The 18,085-nt window shown below is 68.8% G+C and carries 30 protein-coding genes; 29 read left to right on the top strand and 1 reads right to left on the bottom strand.

Annotated features, from left to right (window positions below; translation table 11 throughout):
- The first annotated feature begins 3 nt into the window (after positions 1-3).
- From ACFYPA_RS06540 to ACFYPA_RS06425, 24 genes are all read left to right on the top strand, one after another.
- Positions 4-261: a hypothetical protein gene (locus tag ACFYPA_RS06540; protein WP_389130136.1), complete on the top strand. Its 258-nt coding sequence runs from the start codon at positions 4-6 to the stop codon at positions 259-261.
- Between the two features lie 89 nt (positions 262-350).
- A complete protein-coding gene (locus tag ACFYPA_RS06535; protein ID WP_389130133.1) occupies positions 351-755 on the top strand; it encodes a hypothetical protein in 405 nt (134 codons plus the stop codon).
- Positions 752-1,618 carry a hypothetical protein gene (locus tag ACFYPA_RS06530; RefSeq protein WP_389130130.1) on the top strand — a complete coding sequence of 289 codons (867 nt, stop codon included), beginning with the start codon at positions 752-754 and terminating at the stop codon, positions 1,616-1,618. The genes ACFYPA_RS06535 and ACFYPA_RS06530 overlap by 4 nt, the downstream gene beginning before the upstream one ends.
- The gene (locus tag ACFYPA_RS06525) at positions 1,615-1,866 is read left to right on the top strand and encodes a hypothetical protein (protein WP_389130127.1); all 252 of its coding nucleotides are present in this window, start codon (positions 1,615-1,617) and stop codon (positions 1,864-1,866) included. Before ACFYPA_RS06530 ends, ACFYPA_RS06525 begins: the two co-directional genes overlap by 4 nt.
- The gene (locus ACFYPA_RS06520) at positions 1,863-2,144 is read left to right on the top strand and encodes a hypothetical protein (RefSeq protein ID WP_389130124.1); all 282 of its coding nucleotides are present in this window, start codon (positions 1,863-1,865) and stop codon (positions 2,142-2,144) included. Before ACFYPA_RS06525 ends, ACFYPA_RS06520 begins: the two co-directional genes overlap by 4 nt.
- Entirely contained in the window at positions 2,141-2,584 is a 444-nt protein-coding gene (locus ACFYPA_RS06515; protein ID WP_389130121.1) for a phiSA1p31-related protein, read from the top strand. The genes ACFYPA_RS06520 and ACFYPA_RS06515 overlap by 4 nt, the downstream gene beginning before the upstream one ends.
- The gene (locus tag ACFYPA_RS06510) at positions 2,577-2,867 is read left to right on the top strand and encodes a hypothetical protein (RefSeq protein WP_389130118.1); all 291 of its coding nucleotides are present in this window, start codon (positions 2,577-2,579) and stop codon (positions 2,865-2,867) included. Before ACFYPA_RS06515 ends, ACFYPA_RS06510 begins: the two co-directional genes overlap by 8 nt.
- Before the next feature lie 88 nt (positions 2,868-2,955).
- Positions 2,956-3,516, top strand: coding sequence for a hypothetical protein (locus tag ACFYPA_RS06505; protein ID WP_389130115.1), 561 nt, complete (start codon positions 2,956-2,958; stop codon positions 3,514-3,516).
- A gap of 66 nt (positions 3,517-3,582) precedes the next feature.
- On the top strand, positions 3,583-4,080 hold the full coding sequence (locus ACFYPA_RS06500; protein ID WP_389130112.1) for a hypothetical protein: 498 nt from the start codon (positions 3,583-3,585) through the stop codon (positions 4,078-4,080).
- 74 nt (positions 4,081-4,154) lie between these two features.
- Positions 4,155-4,538 carry a hypothetical protein gene (locus ACFYPA_RS06495; RefSeq protein ID WP_389130109.1) on the top strand — a complete coding sequence of 128 codons (384 nt, stop codon included), beginning with the start codon at positions 4,155-4,157 and terminating at the stop codon, positions 4,536-4,538.
- 111 nt (positions 4,539-4,649) lie between these two features.
- Entirely contained in the window at positions 4,650-4,976 is a 327-nt protein-coding gene (locus ACFYPA_RS06490) for a hypothetical protein (protein ID WP_389130106.1), read from the top strand.
- Positions 4,976-5,215 carry a hypothetical protein gene (locus tag ACFYPA_RS06485; RefSeq protein WP_389130103.1) on the top strand — a complete coding sequence of 80 codons (240 nt, stop codon included), beginning with the start codon at positions 4,976-4,978 and terminating at the stop codon, positions 5,213-5,215. The genes ACFYPA_RS06490 and ACFYPA_RS06485 overlap by 1 nt, the downstream gene beginning before the upstream one ends.
- Before the next feature lie 103 nt (positions 5,216-5,318).
- Positions 5,319-5,816 (top strand): hypothetical protein, encoded by a 498-nt coding sequence (locus ACFYPA_RS06480; protein ID WP_389130100.1) that lies wholly within the window; start codon positions 5,319-5,321, stop codon positions 5,814-5,816.
- Entirely contained in the window at positions 5,813-6,685 is an 873-nt protein-coding gene (locus tag ACFYPA_RS06475; protein ID WP_389130097.1) for a PD-(D/E)XK nuclease-like domain-containing protein, read from the top strand. Before ACFYPA_RS06480 ends, ACFYPA_RS06475 begins: the two co-directional genes overlap by 4 nt.
- Positions 6,682-7,563: a hypothetical protein gene (locus ACFYPA_RS06470; protein ID WP_389130094.1), complete on the top strand. Its 882-nt coding sequence runs from the start codon at positions 6,682-6,684 to the stop codon at positions 7,561-7,563. Before ACFYPA_RS06475 ends, ACFYPA_RS06470 begins: the two co-directional genes overlap by 4 nt.
- 63 nt (positions 7,564-7,626) lie before the next feature.
- Entirely contained in the window at positions 7,627-8,184 is a 558-nt protein-coding gene (locus tag ACFYPA_RS06465; RefSeq protein ID WP_389130092.1) for a hypothetical protein, read from the top strand.
- A gap of 61 nt (positions 8,185-8,245) precedes the next feature.
- On the top strand, positions 8,246-8,551 hold the full coding sequence (locus tag ACFYPA_RS06460; RefSeq protein ID WP_389130090.1) for a hypothetical protein: 306 nt from the start codon (positions 8,246-8,248) through the stop codon (positions 8,549-8,551).
- Positions 8,548-8,949: a hypothetical protein gene (locus ACFYPA_RS06455; RefSeq protein ID WP_389130087.1), complete on the top strand. Its 402-nt coding sequence runs from the start codon at positions 8,548-8,550 to the stop codon at positions 8,947-8,949. Before ACFYPA_RS06460 ends, ACFYPA_RS06455 begins: the two co-directional genes overlap by 4 nt.
- The gene (locus tag ACFYPA_RS06450; RefSeq protein ID WP_389130084.1) at positions 8,946-9,311 is read left to right on the top strand and encodes a hypothetical protein; all 366 of its coding nucleotides are present in this window, start codon (positions 8,946-8,948) and stop codon (positions 9,309-9,311) included. The genes ACFYPA_RS06455 and ACFYPA_RS06450 overlap by 4 nt, the downstream gene beginning before the upstream one ends.
- Positions 9,308-9,637, top strand: a complete 330-nt coding sequence (locus ACFYPA_RS06445) for a hypothetical protein (protein ID WP_389130082.1) — start codon at positions 9,308-9,310, stop codon at positions 9,635-9,637. Before ACFYPA_RS06450 ends, ACFYPA_RS06445 begins: the two co-directional genes overlap by 4 nt.
- Positions 9,634-10,485 (top strand): hypothetical protein, encoded by an 852-nt coding sequence (locus ACFYPA_RS06440; protein ID WP_389130079.1) that lies wholly within the window; start codon positions 9,634-9,636, stop codon positions 10,483-10,485. The genes ACFYPA_RS06445 and ACFYPA_RS06440 overlap by 4 nt, the downstream gene beginning before the upstream one ends.
- Positions 10,482-10,892, top strand: coding sequence for a hypothetical protein (locus tag ACFYPA_RS06435; protein ID WP_389130076.1), 411 nt, complete (start codon positions 10,482-10,484; stop codon positions 10,890-10,892). Before ACFYPA_RS06440 ends, ACFYPA_RS06435 begins: the two co-directional genes overlap by 4 nt.
- The gene (locus tag ACFYPA_RS06430) at positions 10,889-11,128 is read left to right on the top strand and encodes a WhiB family transcriptional regulator (RefSeq protein WP_389130074.1); all 240 of its coding nucleotides are present in this window, start codon (positions 10,889-10,891) and stop codon (positions 11,126-11,128) included. The genes ACFYPA_RS06435 and ACFYPA_RS06430 overlap by 4 nt, the downstream gene beginning before the upstream one ends.
- Entirely contained in the window at positions 11,125-11,925 is an 801-nt protein-coding gene (locus ACFYPA_RS06425; RefSeq protein ID WP_389130071.1) for a hypothetical protein, read from the top strand. The genes ACFYPA_RS06430 and ACFYPA_RS06425 overlap by 4 nt, the downstream gene beginning before the upstream one ends.
- A 91-nt stretch (positions 11,926-12,016) precedes the next feature.
- Here ACFYPA_RS06425 and ACFYPA_RS06420 read toward each other — a convergent pair whose 3' ends face one another.
- Entirely contained in the window at positions 12,017-12,190 is a 174-nt protein-coding gene (locus tag ACFYPA_RS06420; RefSeq protein WP_389130068.1) for a hypothetical protein, read from the bottom strand.
- A 212-nt stretch (positions 12,191-12,402) separates the two neighbouring features.
- On the opposite strand from ACFYPA_RS06420, the gene ACFYPA_RS06415 reads away from it, so the two are divergent.
- From ACFYPA_RS06415 to ACFYPA_RS06395, 5 genes are all read left to right on the top strand, one after another.
- Positions 12,403-13,314, top strand: coding sequence for a DUF5131 family protein (locus ACFYPA_RS06415; protein ID WP_389130065.1), 912 nt, complete (start codon positions 12,403-12,405; stop codon positions 13,312-13,314).
- A 49-nt stretch (positions 13,315-13,363) separates the two neighbouring features.
- Positions 13,364-15,076 (top strand): DNA cytosine methyltransferase, encoded by a 1,713-nt coding sequence (locus tag ACFYPA_RS06410; protein WP_389130062.1) that lies wholly within the window; start codon positions 13,364-13,366, stop codon positions 15,074-15,076.
- Between the two features lie 88 nt (positions 15,077-15,164).
- Positions 15,165-15,764, top strand: coding sequence for a GIY-YIG nuclease family protein (locus ACFYPA_RS06405; RefSeq protein WP_389130060.1), 600 nt, complete (start codon positions 15,165-15,167; stop codon positions 15,762-15,764).
- A gap of 587 nt (positions 15,765-16,351) precedes the next feature.
- Entirely contained in the window at positions 16,352-16,714 is a 363-nt protein-coding gene (locus ACFYPA_RS06400; RefSeq protein WP_389130057.1) for a hypothetical protein, read from the top strand.
- The gene (locus tag ACFYPA_RS06395; protein ID WP_389130054.1) at positions 16,711-18,084 is read left to right on the top strand and encodes a replicative DNA helicase; all 1,374 of its coding nucleotides are present in this window, start codon (positions 16,711-16,713) and stop codon (positions 18,082-18,084) included. Before ACFYPA_RS06400 ends, ACFYPA_RS06395 begins: the two co-directional genes overlap by 4 nt.
- The last annotated feature ends 1 nt before the right edge of the window (position 18,085 follow it).

Below are 18,085 nucleotides of genomic sequence, written 5' to 3'. Positions count from 1 at the left end.
CCCATGACCGGCAGCAAGTACGAGCTGTACGGCCGACCCGAGGAGCCTGCCGACGTGAACCAGGAGTTCATGACGGTTCAGGAGACGGCATACGTCCTCGACTGCAGCGTCCCCACCGTGCGCCGCCGGCTGAAGGCCCTCGGCATCAAGGCGAAGCCGGGCCGCCGTATCAAGACCAGCAAGCAGGACCGGCTCGACATCCACAACGCCTCCCGCGAGCAGCCGCAGAGCAAGCGCCGCCGACTCGCCGCCGCTGCCTGAGCGCAGCAAAAGAGGCCACCCCGTAACTGCCAAGCCTCGGGGTGACCCCAGAGACCCACCCACACACGTCAAGACGAAAGGCGGGCCCCGTGCCCTCATCATCTCAGACCCCTGATCGCAGTCCGGCGGAGGAGATCCGTGCCGCCGTCGAGAAGCTCCGCAAGCACGTGAAGCACGCGACGGACGGCCCGTGGGTCACGAGCTCTGTCTGGTCGCCGCGCGCCACCTGCACGAGTGCCGTCTACTCCCACGCCCACCCGGCGGGCTCGGTTGACTCCGAGGTTGTTGCGTCGGGTCGCATCAAGTCGGGGTACGGCGGGATTCGCCAGCCGTGGAACGCCGAGTACATCGCCCTCATGCAGCCCGCTGTTGCGGCGTGGCTCGCGGACCTGCTGGACGACCTGTCCGACGGGGACGTCGAAGGCGTCGTGAACCCGTGGGCCCTGGGGCTCGCCCAGCAGATCAACGGCACCCAGGCGGAGGCCACGTCATGAGCGAGTACGCCCGCATCGCCGGTCACTTCGCATCCGACTTCGCCGAGGCCACGCTCAAGGTCCAGCGCGAGGACGGCCTGTTCCGTCACATCGAGTTCTCGGCCCCGAAGTCGATGAACCGCCTGGTCATCGTGACGTGGCCCTACAACCTGCTGGTCGCCGGCTCGCACGGCTCGTACCACTTCGAGCGGGGCGGCCAGGACACCGAGGACATGTTCGCTTGGCTGCGCGGTCTCAGGGTCGACCCGGGGTCCTGGGCGAGCAAGCTCGTCAACGGCGCCGACTCGGTCCGCGAGTACGACCGCAGCCTGATGGAAGCCCAGATCAAGGAGCGGGTCGCCGAGGCGATCCAGGACGACTGGGCGCCGGAGGGTCTGGAGAAGACGGTCCGCGAGGACATCCTCAACAGTCACATCCTCGACAACGAGGGCGCCGCCTTCCAGTTGGTCAGCGAGTTCGAGCACGGGGTGACGTGGCGGGCCGAGTGCTCGTGCGGCATGTCCGGCGACGAGGCCGACTCCTACTACGGCGCCACGTTGTGGGAGACGCGGGAGCACCCGGCCGGCGGCAAGAAGCACGTGGTGAAGGTCAGCCAGTCGGGCGGGTTCTCCTTCGACGACTGCAACGAGTGGCACGTCAGCAAGTTGGACTACCACTTCGTCTACCAGTGCCACGCAGCCGTGTGGGCCATCGCCCAGTACGACGCCGCCCGGAAGGACGCGCCCGAGCCGGCGTCGCCGACCGAGACGTTGTCGGCGATCCGTACCGCCGCCCAGGCCGACGACATGCCGCTGGTGCGGCGCCTGGTCGCCGACCACTACGCGGACCAGCGCGGCGCAATGAACGCGGCGGTGACGTCATGACGACCCTGCCCCGCAGCATCGCCGCCCTGGACGTGCCCCTCGCCGACGTCGAGCAGGAACTGGCCGCCGAGGTCCTGATCCGGGCCCGTGCCGCCTCGCCCTCCCCGTCGGACCGCATCGCCTACGCCAACGACCTGTACCTCCTGGCGCACCCCGAGGTGTGCGCCGTGGACGCCGACTACCCGGGCTTCGCCGCCTGGATTGCCGACCAGGTCGCGAAGAACCGAACCGTCCGGAGGACGTCATGAACAGCCACATCACGAACGTGACCGTGCACCTGGACGGCACCCCGGACCAGGTCACCCTGTACGACGCGGCGGGCCCGTTCCCGGTGGTGCAGATCGGGTCGGCGATGACCCTGCACGTCGACCAGACGCCGACCGAGACGCTCTTGGCCTTCGCCGCGGCACTGACCGAGGCGGCCGAGGCCCGCAACGCCGACACCGACGTGGCCGCACAGGTGGCCGCCGAGGACGGGGTCCGCAGCATCGGCATCCCCGTCCAGCGGTCGGCGGTGGCGGCATGATCACCTACCTGCACGACGGAATCGAGTTCGATCTGACCGTCACCTACCGCGACTGCACGAACGTCGAGTGGGAGTGGGCCGGAACGTGGTCTGCGGCTGGCGAGCCGTTGATGCGGGAACGCGTCTCGGACTCGGACCGTCAGGGCACCGTGTCCCTCCCGGACCTGTACCACTACCACGGCCCGCTGATCCCGCTCCACCCCCGGCCGACTGCCTCCCAGTACCGGGCGGCAATCGACCCGAACTACGCGGACACGCTGGCCTCCGGGTACATCGAGTCGCCCGCGGCGTTCGGTGCACGGATCGCCCCGCCGGCCCTGGTTCCCACCCCTGCGGTCACCCTCCCGCAGGCCCCGGGCCGCATCCTCGCCCCGTCCCCGCTGGAGCAGACCGGGTTCCGCCGATTCCTCAGCACCCTCACCGGAGGCCGCAATGCCTGACCTCATGGTGCAGATCGACGGGGAGACCTTCCCGCTCGTGGACTGCTTCTGGGTGCGGACCAACGCCGTTGGCTGCGCCGTCGGTTCGGTCCGCCCGGACCTGTACGCCGACCTGATCGCAACCCCGCAGCAGGCACAGCGCGAGTGGTCGTCGACGAAGCGGCAGCAGACAAAGGACGACAAGCGCGGAATGCAGCACCTGCTGCTCTCCCCGAAGCAGTGGGCCGAGCAGGCCAAACCGTGCTTCCTCGGCCGCTGCGGCCACCCGCCGATCGTCCGGTGAACGGCTACACGATCACCGCCACCGTCATCGGCGTCGCGTTCTGCGTGATGGCGGTGGCCCCCAGCCTCTGGACCCGAAAGGGCAAGTCATGAGCCTTCCCACCCTCCACCTCATACGCCGCACGGAGCCGAAGCCGGTACGGAAGCACCGGGCTGCTGATAAGGCCGAGTTGAAGCGGCAGCTGAAGGATCAGCAGGCTCAGACGGCCAGGGCGTTCGGTCAGCTGATCGGGGCGGCCGACACCATCGCGTTCCTCGAACACCAACTGGCCGAGGAGCGGGCCGGGCGGAGTGCGGCCGAGCAGGTAGCGAACTGCCTCTTCGTCGACCTGGAGGAGCGGACCGGTCAGCGCGACCAGGCCCGTACCGAAGCCGACCGGCTCCGTACCCGGCTCGCCCCGTACCTGGCGGCCGACGCCAACCGGGACGCCATCACCGTCCCCCCGGCCGAGCGCGACACCACCGCGGTGGAAGACCAGGCGACCGCGCCGATCGACGTGAAGCCGCTGTGGCAGGCGCACGGCATCGGCCCCGTCGTCCGCATCGCCGACACCCCGGACACCACCGACCCGCGCACCCCGACGTGGGTCCCCGGACCGGCCGAGCCCGACTCAGAGACCACGCACACGTTTCGCGTCGTCGCCGCCTGAACCCGCCGGGTCGGCCGTGCCCATGACCGGCCGGCCCGGCGACCCAACACAGACCAAGGAGAAGCCGTGGACATCACGACACTCGACCAGGCCACGGAGCCCGCCCCAGGCCTCGTTGTCTTCCGCCTCGCCCCCAACCACAAGCCGCACAACCCGCAGCGGTGGCGCATCAGTCACAAGGCCAGCGGGCTCGCCATCGCCGACTCCATGCAGCGCGAGAACGCCATCAAGGGGGCGGCACTCCTCGCAGCGGTCACCGACTGGACACGGGACGCCGACACCGTCAAAGCCGCGGTCGACCGGGAAGACCTGTTCGCGCAGCTCAGCTACGTGTGGTGCGTCGAGCCGGGTACACAGCCGCTCGGCCCGGGAATGGACGCCAGTCGTAACGGCACCTACACCGACGCTGACGTCGAGACGGCCGCCGCAGCCGCCAAAGCCCACGGCTTCAACGCCCTCGAAGTCCTCGTCGCGATGAGCGAAACCGTCCCGTGGTGCGGCCTCGACACGGACGACTTCAACGAGGCCCACAACCGCATCGCGGAACTCGCCGACGCCAACTGACCCGCCTCACCAAAGCGCCCCCGCTGAGGCGAATTCAGCGGGGGCACCCAACCCGATCATCTCAGGAGACCCCAATGGGAATCGACTTTTCCCACACCGAAGCGCACTGGGCGTACACCGGCTTCTCGCGCTTTCGCCGCGCCCTCGCCGCCTACGTGGGCATCGACCTCGACCACATGTCCGGCTTCAAGCCGCTGGGAGCGGGCGACGACTACCAGCTGAACCCCTGGTCCAACGTCACCAGCGACCTCAAACCGCTACTCGACCACTCCGACTGCGACGGCGAGCTGAGCCCCCAGGAGTGCCAGCGGGTCGCACCTTGCCTGCGGCAGGCGATCGACGCCGTGTGGCCATCCGTGGACGGCGAGGAGCCGAGCTACGACCGGGTAAACGGTCTTCTCCTCGCCGAGGGCATGGAAGCCGCAGCCGCAGCCGACGAGCCCCTCGAATTCCAGTAACCACCCGACCGGCAGATGTCCGAGCCCTCAACGCTCCGTCTGCCTGCTGCGGGCCGCCGACCCCCGACGGCGGCCCGCAGCACCCCACACCACACGCCACAAGGAGCATCCATGAGCAGCATCACCCTCTTCGGTAAGGACCGGACCCGCCTCGGCTACGAGAACCAGGAGTGGTCCGTGTGGGCGTCCGGCATGGACGACATCCACGACCGGGAAACCCTCGGCGGCGCCCTGAACTTGGCGAACGAGCTGAACGCCACGTTCGCCCAGATGCGGTTCAACTCCACCAGCGACCTCGACCCGGTCATGTACGCCCTGGTCCTCCACCACGGCTACGCCTGGACCGTCGACACCGAGCACGCCCTCGGCCTCGACTGCGGCGTCCCCGCTTGCGACCCCTGCTCCTTCGAGCGGGCCATCCCGACGGCGGCGAGCTGATGAAGCCCATCCGTATCGGCCGCTGGCACATCGAAATCTTCCAGCGCGCCCTGCACGCCACCCGCGTACCGAAGACCAACCCGGCCTGTACCTACTGCAACGGAACGGGCGGCCACGGCTACATCACCGACGGCGGTGACGGCGACTGGGAGGACTGCCAGTGCCACGGCCTCATCGCCTGGCGAATCCCCCTCTGGCCCCGCACCAGTCGGCAGCGCGCGGAACGGATCCCGTTCTGATGCCCGAAATCCGCTGCGCCCGCTGCCACAAGCCCGCCGACCCGTTCGCCCGGAAACCCGAAGGCCCCGTCTGCGAGGACTGCCTCGACAAGGAGGAAAACCAGTGAGCACCACCGAGATCCGCCGCATCTTGGACGTCACCCAGCGCCGCGACCTCCTGCTCGCCCTGATCACGCAGAGCCCTCGCCAGCCCGTCACGACCAGCACCGCCTCCACCCTCTACCGCACCGTCCTGCGGGGCCCTGTCGGGCGCAACGCCACACGGCGAGACCTCCGGGACCTCGCCCACCGAGGACACCTCATCCCCATGACGGTTGGCGGCCGGCGCGCCTACAGGGTCAACCCCAACACGCCCGCCCGGCACCCGGTCAGCCCGAAGGAGTCGATGCAGGCCCTGCAGCAGGCCATCGCCACGGAGGGCGGCGAGTGGACTCCCGGGCGAGCCAGGGTCGTTCTCCGCCGCGCAGCAGGCACCCACATCTACCGGTCCGTGGCCCGCGACCGCCTGGAGCGCCTGCACCGCGAAGGGCTCCTCGAACTCCACAGCGAGCGCCCCGGCCACTGCTACTACACCCTGACCACGGAAGGCGCCGCAGCATGACCACCGTCGCCGAGACCCCGGTCACCGAAGCCCCAGCCCTCGGCATCCACACCGACCTGTCGAACACCGACTACCACGCCGACAAGACGTCGCTCTCCTCGTCCGGCGCCCGCAAGCTCCTGCCCCCATCCACCCCCGCCCACTTCCGGTACGAACAGGACAACCCGCAGCCCGCCACGAAGACGTTCGACTACGGCAACGCCGCCCACAAACTCGTCCTCGGCAACGGCCCTGAACTCATCGTCATCGACCACGCCCGCTGGGACACAAAGGCCGCCAAGGTTGCGGTTCTCGAAGCCCGCGAACGCGGCGCCATCCCGCTCAAGCAGCACGAGATGGACATGGTCAACGGCATGGCCGCCGCCATCCGCAAGCACCCGCTGGCCGCAGCACTCCTCGACCCCGCCTACGGGGCGCCCGAGCAGTCCGGCTTCTGGATCGACGGCCCCACCGGTATCCGACGCCGCGTCCGCTTCGACTGGCTGCCGTCAATCCAGTCAGGCCGGCTGATCATCCCCGACTACAAGACCGCCGCCGACGCCAGCGATGACGCCATGCAGAAGGACATCGCGAAGTACGGGTACAACCAGCAGGCCGACTGGTACGAGGAAGCCTCCAGGGCCCTCGGCCTCGGCGGTGACGACGCCGAACTCCTCCTCATCGTGCAGGAGAAGAAGGCCCCCTACCTGATCAACGTGATCGGAATCGAGTTCGGCTCCCGCATCATCGGCGGCGCCAAAAACCGCCGGGCCATCGAGACCTTCGCCGAGTGCATGAACACCGGCGTCTGGCCCGGATACGGCGACGAACCCAACTACCTCGCCCTCCCCGGCTACGCCGAAACCCGCGACAAGGAGATGTACCTGTGAACTTCCCCGCCCAGCAGCCCGCAGCGCCCGGCGCCGACCGCATCGGCCAGGGCACCGCCGTCGAACAGAGCCGCGCCGTCGCCGAAGTCCAGGCCGCCATCTACGTAGCCCGCCAGTTCCCCCGCGACATCGGCCGCGCCCGCAACAGCATCCAGTCCGCCTGCCAGTCCATGGCCCTCGCCGGGAAGGCGTTCTACCGGTTCCCCCGGGCCGGCGGCGCCGTCGAAGGCTCCACCATCCACCTGGCAAAAACCCTTGCCCAGTCCTGGGGAAACATCCAGTACGGCGTCACCGAACTCCGCCGCGACGACGACTACCGCCAGTCCGAAATGCAGGCCTGGGCGTGGGACGTCGAGAACAACACCCGGCACGTCCTCACCTTCATCGTCCCGCACGCCAAGTTCGCCAACCGCAAGGTCGTCCAGCTCGAAGACCTGCGGGACATCTACGAGAACAACGCCAACAACGGCGCCCGCCGCCTCCGTGAGGCGATCTTCGCGACCATCCCCGACTGGTTCATCGAAGAGGCCGAAGACCTCTGCCGCCAGACCCTGAACAAGGGCGACGGCAAACCGCTCCCGGAGCGCATCGAGGGCGCCGTCCAGGTGTTCGCCGGCCTCGGCATCACCGCGGACCGGCTGGAGCAGAAGCTCGGCCGGAAGCGGGACCAGTGGACTGGCCCCGACATCGCCCAGCTGCTGATCACGCACAAGTCGATCCAGCGCCGCGAGATCGCCGTCGAGGACGAGTTCCCCCAGGCCCGCATCACCGCAGCGGAAATCAAGGGCAAAGCCCCGGCCAAGTCCGGCAACACCCCGCCGCCCGAAGACGACCCGTGGGCCGGACAGGAAGTCCGCCAGCCCGGCACCGCCGCCTAGCCCGCACACAACAGGCCGCCCCCGCGGGCAATGCGGGGGCGGCCCACCGGAAGGAAACCACACATGACCGCCGACCAGACGACCGCCATCCCGCTGGACCTCCTGAACGTCCTCCTCGAACGGTGGGAGGAAGTCGCCGACTCCTACAAGGCCAGCGTCCTTCGCGACTCCGACGAACGCCTTGACCGCACCTACACCGACTACCGGCACATCTACCTGCGGAACATCCGCGACCTCAAGCACGTCATCGACACCGGCCGCATGCCCTGCTCCCTCATGAACGACGACGAGCGACGCCGCGGCGACTGCGGTCGCAGCCACGAGGACGAGCACGACAAGCACGGGCAGGCCGACACCGCAGACGATCCGTTCACGGCAGCGGAGCAGGCTGCCGCCCGCGAACCGTGGGGGCCCGGCGTCACCCGTGACCAGGCCATGGCCAACATCGTCGTGCTCCACCTCGCCGAAGCACTCCTCGACGGCGAGTCCGAAGCGGTTCGCACCTGGGCCCGGGGCCTCGCGCACGAGCTGAAGCGCGAACGCATCGACCTGCTCGATGACATCGGCCACCACATGCAGCGGATGGCCCTCGGCGAGCCCACCAACAACGTCCCCTTCTAGCCCGCACTTCGGGGCGGCCCGCGGGCAATGCGGGCCGCCCCGCCCACCAGGAGAGCACACCATGCGCGCTTTCTACCGCGGCTACAACGCCGCCACTGGCCGCCGAGCCCAGCAGGTCCGCAACGTCCACATCATGCGGGAGGACGGGAAATTCGCTGGCCGGCAGGGCCTGTGCGGGGCGCCCGGTTGGGGCGTCACCCACTCCCCGCCCGTCGTCCTCGACCCCATGCCTGCCACACCCCCGGACGGTCTCGTCTGGTGCCGGTCCTGCATCGGCCACGCCGCCGGGCTCGTCGGCCAGCTGAACGCGTTCGCCCGCATCATCGCCGCCCTCAACGACCTCGCAGACCAGGAGATCGCGTCATGACCATCGCCGAGTCGACGCACCTCGTCTGGTACTGCCGGGCCTGCAAGAAGTCCTGCAAAACGCAGCCGCGAACCGAAACCGCCTGCCGGTGCGCCAACCCGGTCCGCGGTATGCGACCCACCCAGGTCACACAGGTTCACGCCCCGAAGCCCCGCCCCCTCCAGGCCCTCTCCGACGAGGAAGGCCGACTGCGGAACCTCGCCCGGAAGAACCAGCGGGTTCGCGTCACCTACGAAGCCGAGGTGTCCGAAGCCTGGCTGAGCAGCAACAGCGCGGACGGCATCAAGCACATCCACTTCGTCGTCACCACCCCCGACGGCCGACGCCACATCGTCGACCCCCAACTGCCCGGCGTCCACGTCGAGGCCGCCCGCACCGATGAGGAGTCCGCCTCATGACCCGTCGCCTGTCTGTCGCCGAACGTCACACCGCCGCCGACCGTGACCTCCTCCTCACCGACATAGCCGCCCAGTCGTCCTGGGACCAGTTCCTTGTCGAGCAGGCCGTCCTCGCGTTCGGCCGCCGCGGACCCTTCTCCTGCAACGACATCCGCACGGTCCTCCCCGAGATGGGTCACGGCTTCCTCGGCGCCGCGATCAACGCGCTGCGGTCCGGCGGGGTCATCGAGCACACCGGCAACTCCGTCCCCTCCACCTCCCCGGCCACCCACGGACACCGGCTCGCCGTCTGGCAGTTGTCCGCCCGCGGCCTCGCCGTCGCCGCCGAGCGCACCGCCCGAGCCCAGGGGAGGGCGGCATGACAAACCTCGACGCGCTCCTCGCCGCCGGCCAGGTCCTCACCGCCAACCACACCTTCGTGGACCGGCTCATCGACGGCGGCCTCTACTACGGGCCCGGCCTCCTCGCCGCCGCAGCCGGGGCCACCTTCTGGCACACCTGCCGGCGCATCACCCACCGGCTCCGCGACCGCGCCAACTACGTCCGCTACCAGGTCACCGCCACCCGCCTCCACCGCGTCGCCGACCAAGCCGACGCCTTCATGGCCCGCCCCAACGACAAGATCCTCGCCGAACTCCACGCCATGTGCGACACCACACCCAACCAGGTCCAGGAGGAAGGACGATGACCACCGCCATCCGCCGCGAAGCACCCAACCACAACACGCTGACCTGCTACACCGTCTACAACTGCCGCCTTCCCGACTGCGTCGAACGAAAGCGCCTCTGGCAGCGCGAAGCACGCCGGAAGCAGCGAGAAGGCGCATGGCGACCCTTCGTCGACGCCGCCCCCGTCCGCCAACACCTCCTGGCCCTCAGGGAACAAGGCATCGTCCCCAACCGTGTCGCAGCAGTCGCCGGCGTAGACGAAGCGAACCTGCGAACGATCGTCCCGACCGCGGCCAGCAAACGCCGCCCCGCCCGGCACCTGGTACGGACCGAAATTGCCGAGAAAGTCCTCGCTGTCACCGCCGAAGCCGCACGGGCCTACACGATCGACGGCACCGGCACACGGCGCCGCATCCAAGCCCTCGCCGCCATGGGCTGGCCCTTCTGCCAGGCAGGTGACCACATTGGGCTCTCCGGCCAGTACGTCGGAGACCTGGTCAGGCGAACCGAAGACCAGCGACTGGTACGGGCAGACACCGCCGATCAAGTCGCCGCAGGCTACGAGAAACTGCGCCGCCAGCGCCCCGCCCGCCACGGCGTCAAGCCCCACATCATCAGGAACACCCGCCGTCACGCGGCAGAACAGCGCTGGCCTACGCCCCGGTACTGGGACCAGTTCCCTGACGCCATCAACGACCCGCACTTCACCCCGGAGTACGGGATCACCAAGGCCGAACTCCTGGCCGACGAAACCCGGTGGCTGATCGAAACCGCGGGGCTCACCCGCGCCGAGGCTGCACAGCGCCTCGGCAAAGACCTCTCCTACATCTACCGAGTGCTCGGGATGAACGACGGGGCCGCCGCATGATTACCGCCCACCGGCCCGGCGCCGCAACCCCGACCCGCCTGTACCCGTCGACGACCACCACCTACGCCAACGGCCTCGACTACATCGCCATCGAACACGCCATGAACGGGGAGCCCGCCACACTCACCCTCCCCGAGCGTGTCGAAGCCGCCCGCCAGCTGAATGTCCGCGGCATCGAGCACGCCGAAATCAGCCGGCGCCTCCACCGAGACCGGGCCACGATCACCGCCTGGCAGAAGAACGGGTGGATTCCTCCAGCCCAGCTGATCGAGCTGGAACCCATCGACATCGGCGCCGCCACCCACGGCCGGTCCGGGTACACCAAAGGCTGCCGATGCGGCACCTGCCGGGCCGGTGCCCTCGCCTACAACCGGGCGCGGCGGGCAGCAAAGGCGGCGGCGGCATGACCGGCACCTGGCGCGACGAAGCGCGCTGCAGCGAAACCGACCCGGCCCTGTTCATGCCCGACGCCGGCGGGACCACCGCCCCCGCGAAACGCATCTGCATGAGCTGTGAAGTGCGCACCCACTGCCTCGACTACGCCGTCGACGCCGGCGAGCAATGGGGCATCTGGGGCGGGCTCGGCCAACGCGACCTCCGCCGGCTCATCCGGGAACGGCGCGCCGAGGCGGAGGCAGCATGAGCACCCGCGACCACGGCACGAACGCCAAGTACCACCTGGAGAAGTGCCGCTGCTACCCCTGCTGCCACGCCGCATCCGAATACGACCGCAACCGGCGCCGCGCCATCGCCTACGGCCGGTGGCAGCCCTTCGTCGATGCTGCACCCGTCCGCGCCCACGTCCGGGAACTCGGCGAGTTCGGCATCGGCTGGATCCGGGCGGCCCGCCTCGCTGGTGTGGCCACGGGCGGCGTCTCCAAGCTCCTCTACGGCGACAAGCCCCGCGGCCTCGAACCCACGAAGCGCATGCGCCCCCACATCGCCCTGGCCCTCCTTGCCGTCGAACCGACCCTCGACAACATGGGCAACCGCGTCCCCATCGACGGAACGGGAACCCGGCGCCGGCTCCAAGCCCTCGTCGCCAAGGGCTGGACACAGTCCGAACTCGCCCGACGGCTCGACATGGACCGGACGAACTTCCCTCGCACGCTCACCAGCGACCTCGTGCGTGTTGCAACCGTTCGTGCCGTCAACGCCCTCTACGACGAACTGTGGCGGGCCGATCCCACCGACCACGGCGTCCCCGCCCACCGGGCCGAAGCCGCACGCCGCAAAGCCATCAAGAACGGGTGGGCACCCGTCGGCGCCTGGGACGACGACCAGATCGACGACCCCGCAGCACACCCCGACTGGACTGGTCGCTGCGGAACCACGGAGGGCTACAGCGCCCACTACCCGCTCGGCGTGCCCGTCTGCGAACCCTGCCGCCAAGCCCGAGCCGAACACCGCGCCCAACTCAAGACCCCGCAGGCCGCATGACAACGGCGGGCCACCAACAGGTGGCCCGCCAGCAGGCGTACACGCACAGCGAAAACCCGCACGAAGCGGGGGAGAGGGAGGGGACGTGACGTCAGTCGGAGTCGGCGCGCTGCCGGCGCTTGTGCGCGGCCACCTGCGCCTTGATGTACATCCGCAGGTCGTCGGACCGCGAGATGCCCTTCTCTTCGCAGGCAGCGCCGTAGGCCTCCCAGGTCTCTTTGTCGAGACGGAAGACGCGGTTGGGCATGGGGTCGCGGGTTGCCATGGCAAAAGACTAGTGCCCGCCTATGCGATCCGTCGACCCGGCGAGCGTGGCGAGTCTCGGGAAACGCATATGCAACGCCTATGCGTTTCGCGTTCGATCCTGGTAGCGTTCTGCATATGCGAAAGCGGCTCGCAAGGCAGTCGCGACACGGCTACACCCTTGCCTGCGAAGCCCAACCAGCTCCGACCTCTTCGAGTAAGGCGGTGCTCCCTGTGAGCAACATCGAATGGACCGAGCAGACGTGGAACCCCACCACCGGCTGCGACCGCATCAGCCCCGGATGCGACAACTGCTACGCCCTCACCATGGCCAAGCGCCTCAAGGGCATGGGGTCCGCGAAGTATCAGAACGACGGTGACCCGCGGACCTCCGGACCCGGCTTCGCCCTCACCGCGCACACCAGCACCCTCACCGAGCCCCTGCGCTGGAAGAAACCCCGCAAGGTCTTCGTCAACTCGATGAGCGACCTGTTCCATGCCCGCGTCCCCCGCGATTTCCTTGCCCAGGTCTTCGCCGTCATGGCCGCCACCCCGCAGCACACCTACCAGATCCTCACCAAGCGCCCCGAGCGTGCGGCCCGCATCCTCACCGACCTCTGCACCTGCGGCACCGGCCACCCGCCCGGCGAGCACTTCCGCTCCTCCATGGAATGGGCGGCCACCTCCCACAGCCCCACCTACGTCCCCGGCCTGAAGCACGGCATCTACCACCGTTCCGGCTGGCCCCTGCCGAACGTGTGGATCGGAACGTCGATCGAGAGCGACGCCTACACGCGCCGGGTCGATGCCCTCCGCAAGACACCGGCCGCCGTCCGATTCATCTCCGCCGAACCCCTCCTCGGCCCCCTCCCGTCCATCAACCTCACCAACATCGACTGGCTGATCCTCGGAGGCGAGTCCGGCCCCGGCGCCCGCCCCCTGAACACCCGTTGGGTCGATGACCTGCTCGACGTAGCCCGGTGCTCCGGCACCGCCCCATTCGTGAAGCAGCTCGGCTCCGTCTGGGCCCGCGACATGACCATCAACGGCAAGACCGTCGCAGCCCACGGCGACACCAAGGGCGGCAACCCGGACCACTGGCCGGCCCGACTCCGCGTCCGCGAGTACCCGCAGGTCGTTGCGTGATGCTCGCCCACTCGACTCCCACGCCCACCTCTTTCACGAAGGGGCTCCGATGAGCTACCGAAACGACGGCGACGCACTGACGGTGATGGACTGGTTCGCCGGTGCGGGCGGCTCCTCCCAGGGCGCCCACGCCGTTCCCGGGGTCCGGGTCGCCAGAGCTGCAAATCATTGGCAGCGGGCCATGGACTCCCATGAGGCGAACTTCCCCGAGGCGAGCCACTACCGCGGCGACATCCGTACCGCCCCCGTCTGGGACTGGCCGGTCACAGACATCTTCTGGGCCAGTCCTGAGTGCACCAACTGGTCTGTCGCAAAGGGGAAGCGCCGGAACTTCGACACCGCCATGCAGGGGTCGCTCCTCGACCTCCTCGTCGAGCAGTCCGAGGAGGAGCCGGCCGACGCCGAAGAGGAATCCCGGGCGCTGATGGAGGAGGTGCCGCTGTACCTGCGCGGCGTCATCGAGCGCGGCGGCCTCGTCAAGGCCGGTGTCGTCGAGAACGTCACCGACGTCCGGGCGTGGGACCAGTGGGACCGGTGGATTGGTGAGCTCCACAAGCTCGGCTACCGCACCCGGATCATCGCCCTGAACTCCATGCACGCAAACCCGCGGTCTGTGCACGCCGCACCGCAGTCCCGTGACCGGCTGTACGTCGGGTACTGGCACGAGTCGCTGGGTCGAACCCCGGACTGGGACAAGTGGCTGAGGCCGCGCGCCTGGTGCTCCGGTTGCGGGGAGTACGTGCAGGCGATGCAGGTGTTCAAGGACCCGAAGCGGGACATGGGGCGCTACCGCACCCAGTACGTCTATCGCTGCCCGTCAACCAGCTGCCGGAACCAGATCGTCGAGCCCGAGGCACTGCCCGCCGCGGCTGCGATCGACTGGACGATCCCGGGGCAGCGGATCGGTGACCGGGCCAAGCCCTTGGCCGACAAGACGATCGCCCGCATCCAGGCCGGGCTGAAGAAGTTCTCGCAGCCGGTTCCGATGATGGTCCCGGCCGGCGGAACGTGGCGGGACACCGCGGTCAGCGTCGGGGAGCCGATGGGTGCCCGAACGACGCGGGAGAACGACGGCCTAATGGTGCCGCCGCTCCTGGTGCCGGTCGAGGGCCGGGACGGCAAGGAAGCCCGCTCCGTCAACGACCCGCTGCGCACCATGACGACGCGGAACGAAACCGGCCTGGCGTGGCTGCCGTTCATCGCCGAGCTCCGCGGCGGCGGCTCCATCGCCCGGTCCGTCACCGACGCCCTCGCCACCGTCACCGCGTCCGGCAACCACCACGGGCTCGTCACGCCCGAGCTGCCCGCCATGGTCATGCGGAACAACGGCAGTAAGGGCGACGGCGGCGAGCACTGCACCCGAGCCACCGAACCCATGCGGACTCTCACCACGGCTGGCCACCAGTCCCTCGTCACCTGGCAGGACATCCTCGTCCCCTACTACAGCAACGGCACGGCCCGCACAGTTCGGGAGCCCATCGGTGCCCTGACGACTCGCGACCGGTACGCCCTGGTCCGCGGTGACGTCGACATCAACGACGTCCGCTTCCGGATGCTGGAGCCGCACGAGATCGGCCGCGCGATGTCCTTCGCCGACGACTACATCGTCCTCGGCTCGAAGCGCGACAAGGTCCGCCAGTACGGCAATGCCGTCACCCCGAACGCCGCCGAAGTCATCCTCTGCGCCCTCGTTGAGGCAGTCACCGGCGAAGCGCTCGAACGGTACGCGGACCCGCAGGGGCAACTCCAGGCCGCCGCATGACCCCCCATCGCCTGCCCCCAGCCCCCACCTGACCCGGGCGCACCACGCCGACAGCACGCCCTTATCCGTACCGCAGGAAGAGATCCCAGTGAGCAAAGAGGCCATATCCCTTGCCGAACGCTTGGGTGGCGACGTTGGTAAGTCCATCGCGGCCACCCTCCATCACGTTGAGCTACTGCGCGAGAAGGAAGCGAAGCTCGAAGCGGCCCGGCATGAGGCTGAGGCTCAGGTCATGCACAGGGTCGGGGCCGCGTTCCGCCTCGGAGAGATCGACCACTACCAACTCGTCGCCGTTTACGAGCACTACAAAGCCATGGGCCTCACCGGCCGGATGCACCGCTGGGACGAACACGTCGACATCTCATGGAAGGTCATGACGCACCTGTCCCGGCAGCTGCCGAACGGCCCCGAAGACAGCTGGGTCGGCGAGTACCCCTTCCACGAAGCAACCTCGGCACCGGCCAAGGGGATCGCCGTCGTCTACGTCCTGTTCGACGACCTCAACGCCCCGTGCTACGTGGGCTCAACGGATCAGTTCCGCACCCGCGTGGCATACCACCGGCGCCACGGCAAGCAGTTCGTCTCCTGGCAAGCCCATCCCTGTCGCGACCGCGAACACGCCTACGAGCTGGAGGACCGCCTGTTGCGCAGGCACAAGCCGCCGCTGAACCAGAAGGCATCCAGATGACTTAGCCGGCCCGCCCGCTCCACCTGAGACCTATTCGTACCGCCAGGAAGAAGACCGCCGTGACGCTGGATGCCATGGACTGGGTTTGGAAGCACTCCCGGTCGAAGGGCAACACCCGGATCGCCCTGCTGTTTGTGGCGGATCAGGTGCGCACCTCGGCGGCCGAGGTGCGGCTGGGGCACCGCGCCTTGATGGCGGCAATGAACGCCACGTCGAAGAGCACCGTGGAAGCCGCCCTGAAGAAGGCCATGGACCTTGGCGAGTTGGAGGTCAAGGAGGTCGCTTCTGGGCGTCGAGCGGCTGTTTACAGGCTCCCGAAGGCCGTCGGTTACGCCCGAGAGGCTTCCGGTAGTGCCCCGATTTCCGGGGCGCAAGATTCCGGTAGTGCCCCGGAAATCGGGGCGCAAGACGTCGAGACGGCCCCGGTTTGTGCCCCGAAAAACGGGGCGCAAAGTTCAGCTTGTGCCCCGGTTTTTGACGCTAGTGCCCCGAAAAACGGGGCACCTCCCCATACCCAAACTACGCAGGCTAGCGAGCCCGCCCCCGAGCTCGACGGGTTCGAGATCTGCCAGCCCCTCGTGCGAGCCATGACAGAAGCCGGCATCACCGTCTCCTGGAGCATGAAGGCCGCCGACTGGCTGGACATCGCCGCCGTCGTCCAGCGCGCGGGAGTCCCCGCCATGGTCGCCTTCGCCCGCGACGCCAAAGCGGCGGCACGACAGAAGCCCCGCTACGCCACATTCTTCCTCCGCGGCGGCTGGCGAGGACTGCCACCCGCCTCCAGTGTTCCGCCCCCGCGGCCCTCGTCCGCCGGGAAGCCGCCCCACTGCGGCCACCCGGACTGCGACCCGATCAGCCGAACCCGCGAAGTCGAGGACGACCGCGGACTCCGCAGCCTCCACAACTGCCCCAACTGCCACCCCGCCCATGCGAAAGGCCACGCCGCATGACCGAGCACGACATGACCGAACCCGACTGGGCTCCCGAAACCAACACCAACGCGCCGCCGCACGACATCGAAGCCGAAATGGCAGTCCTCGGCGCCATGCTCCTCAGCCGAAGCGTCATCGACCCCATCGCAGCGATCCTCACCGACGTCGCCGACTTTTACACGCCGCGCCACCAGACGATCTACCGCACCATCACGGACCTGTACGCCCGCAGCCGAGATCCGAAGATCGACACCATCACCGTTGCCGCTGAACTCCTCGCCACCGGAGACCTCGGCAAGATCGGCGGCGCCGCATACCTCCACACCCTTGTCGCCGCCGTCCCCGCAGTAAGCAGCGCCACCTACTACGCCGACATCATCCGCGAACGCGCCCAGCTGCGAACCGTCCTCGAAGCCACCCGGCGCGCCACCGCCCGAGCCCTCACCGCGGCCCTCACCGCAGCCGAAATCCTCGACGCCGCCATGGCCGACCTCCAGGCCGCCGCCAACGGCACCACCACAACGGACGTTCGGCTCTCCGTCTCCGACCGATGGATGGGCTTCGTCGACGAACTCGAAGCCGGCGCCGACCCCCGCGCCCTCGACACCCCCTGGATGGACCTCAATGAAGTTGTCGAACTCAAGCCCGGCCAGCTCGTCACCGTCGGCGCCGCAACCGGAGGCGGCAAGTCCCTCCTCGGCATGAACCTCGCCGCCCACGTTGCCCTCACCCGCAACAAGGCTGCACTCGTCGCCTCGATGGAGATGGGCGGCTCCGAACTCATGGCCCGACTCACCGCCGCCGAGTCCGGCGTCGTCCTCGACCGCCTCATCCGCCGCCAACTCGACCAGTCCGACTGGGAGAAGGTCTTCAAGGCGGCGCCGCGCCTCCAGAACGCCCACAACTTCATCCTCGACGACTCCCCGAACCTCACCATCGGGAAGATCCGGGCCCGCATGAGGTGGATGGCATCCACCGGCAATTCGCCCGCCATCGTCGTCGCCGACTACCTCCAGCTCATGACACCGGAGAACGCGAAGCCGAACGCGAACCGGGCCAACGAAGTTGCCGAGCTTTCCCGGGGCCTGAAGCTCCTCGCGATGGAGTTCGAGATCCCCGTCATCGCGCTCGCCCAGTTCAACCGCGGTGCCGCCGGACGGCAGCCCGTCGTCACCGACTTCAAGGACTCCTCGGCGATCGAGCAGGACTCCAACGTCATCGTGCTGATGCACCGCCCCCTCAACGAAGACGGCAGCCCCGACGACAGCCGGGCCGGCGAGATCGACCTCATCGTCGCGAAGAACCGCAACGGCGCCTCCGGGCGGATCGTCCCCCTCGTCTTCCAAGGCCATTACGCCCGCCTTCGGTCCATGAACCGCGGCATCTGAG

It is taken from the genome of Streptomyces sp. NPDC005775 (assembly GCF_042871565.1).
GTDB lineage: Bacteria > Actinomycetota > Actinomycetes > Streptomycetales > Streptomycetaceae > Streptomyces.
This window is presented reverse-complemented; position numbering and strand designations above follow the sequence as displayed.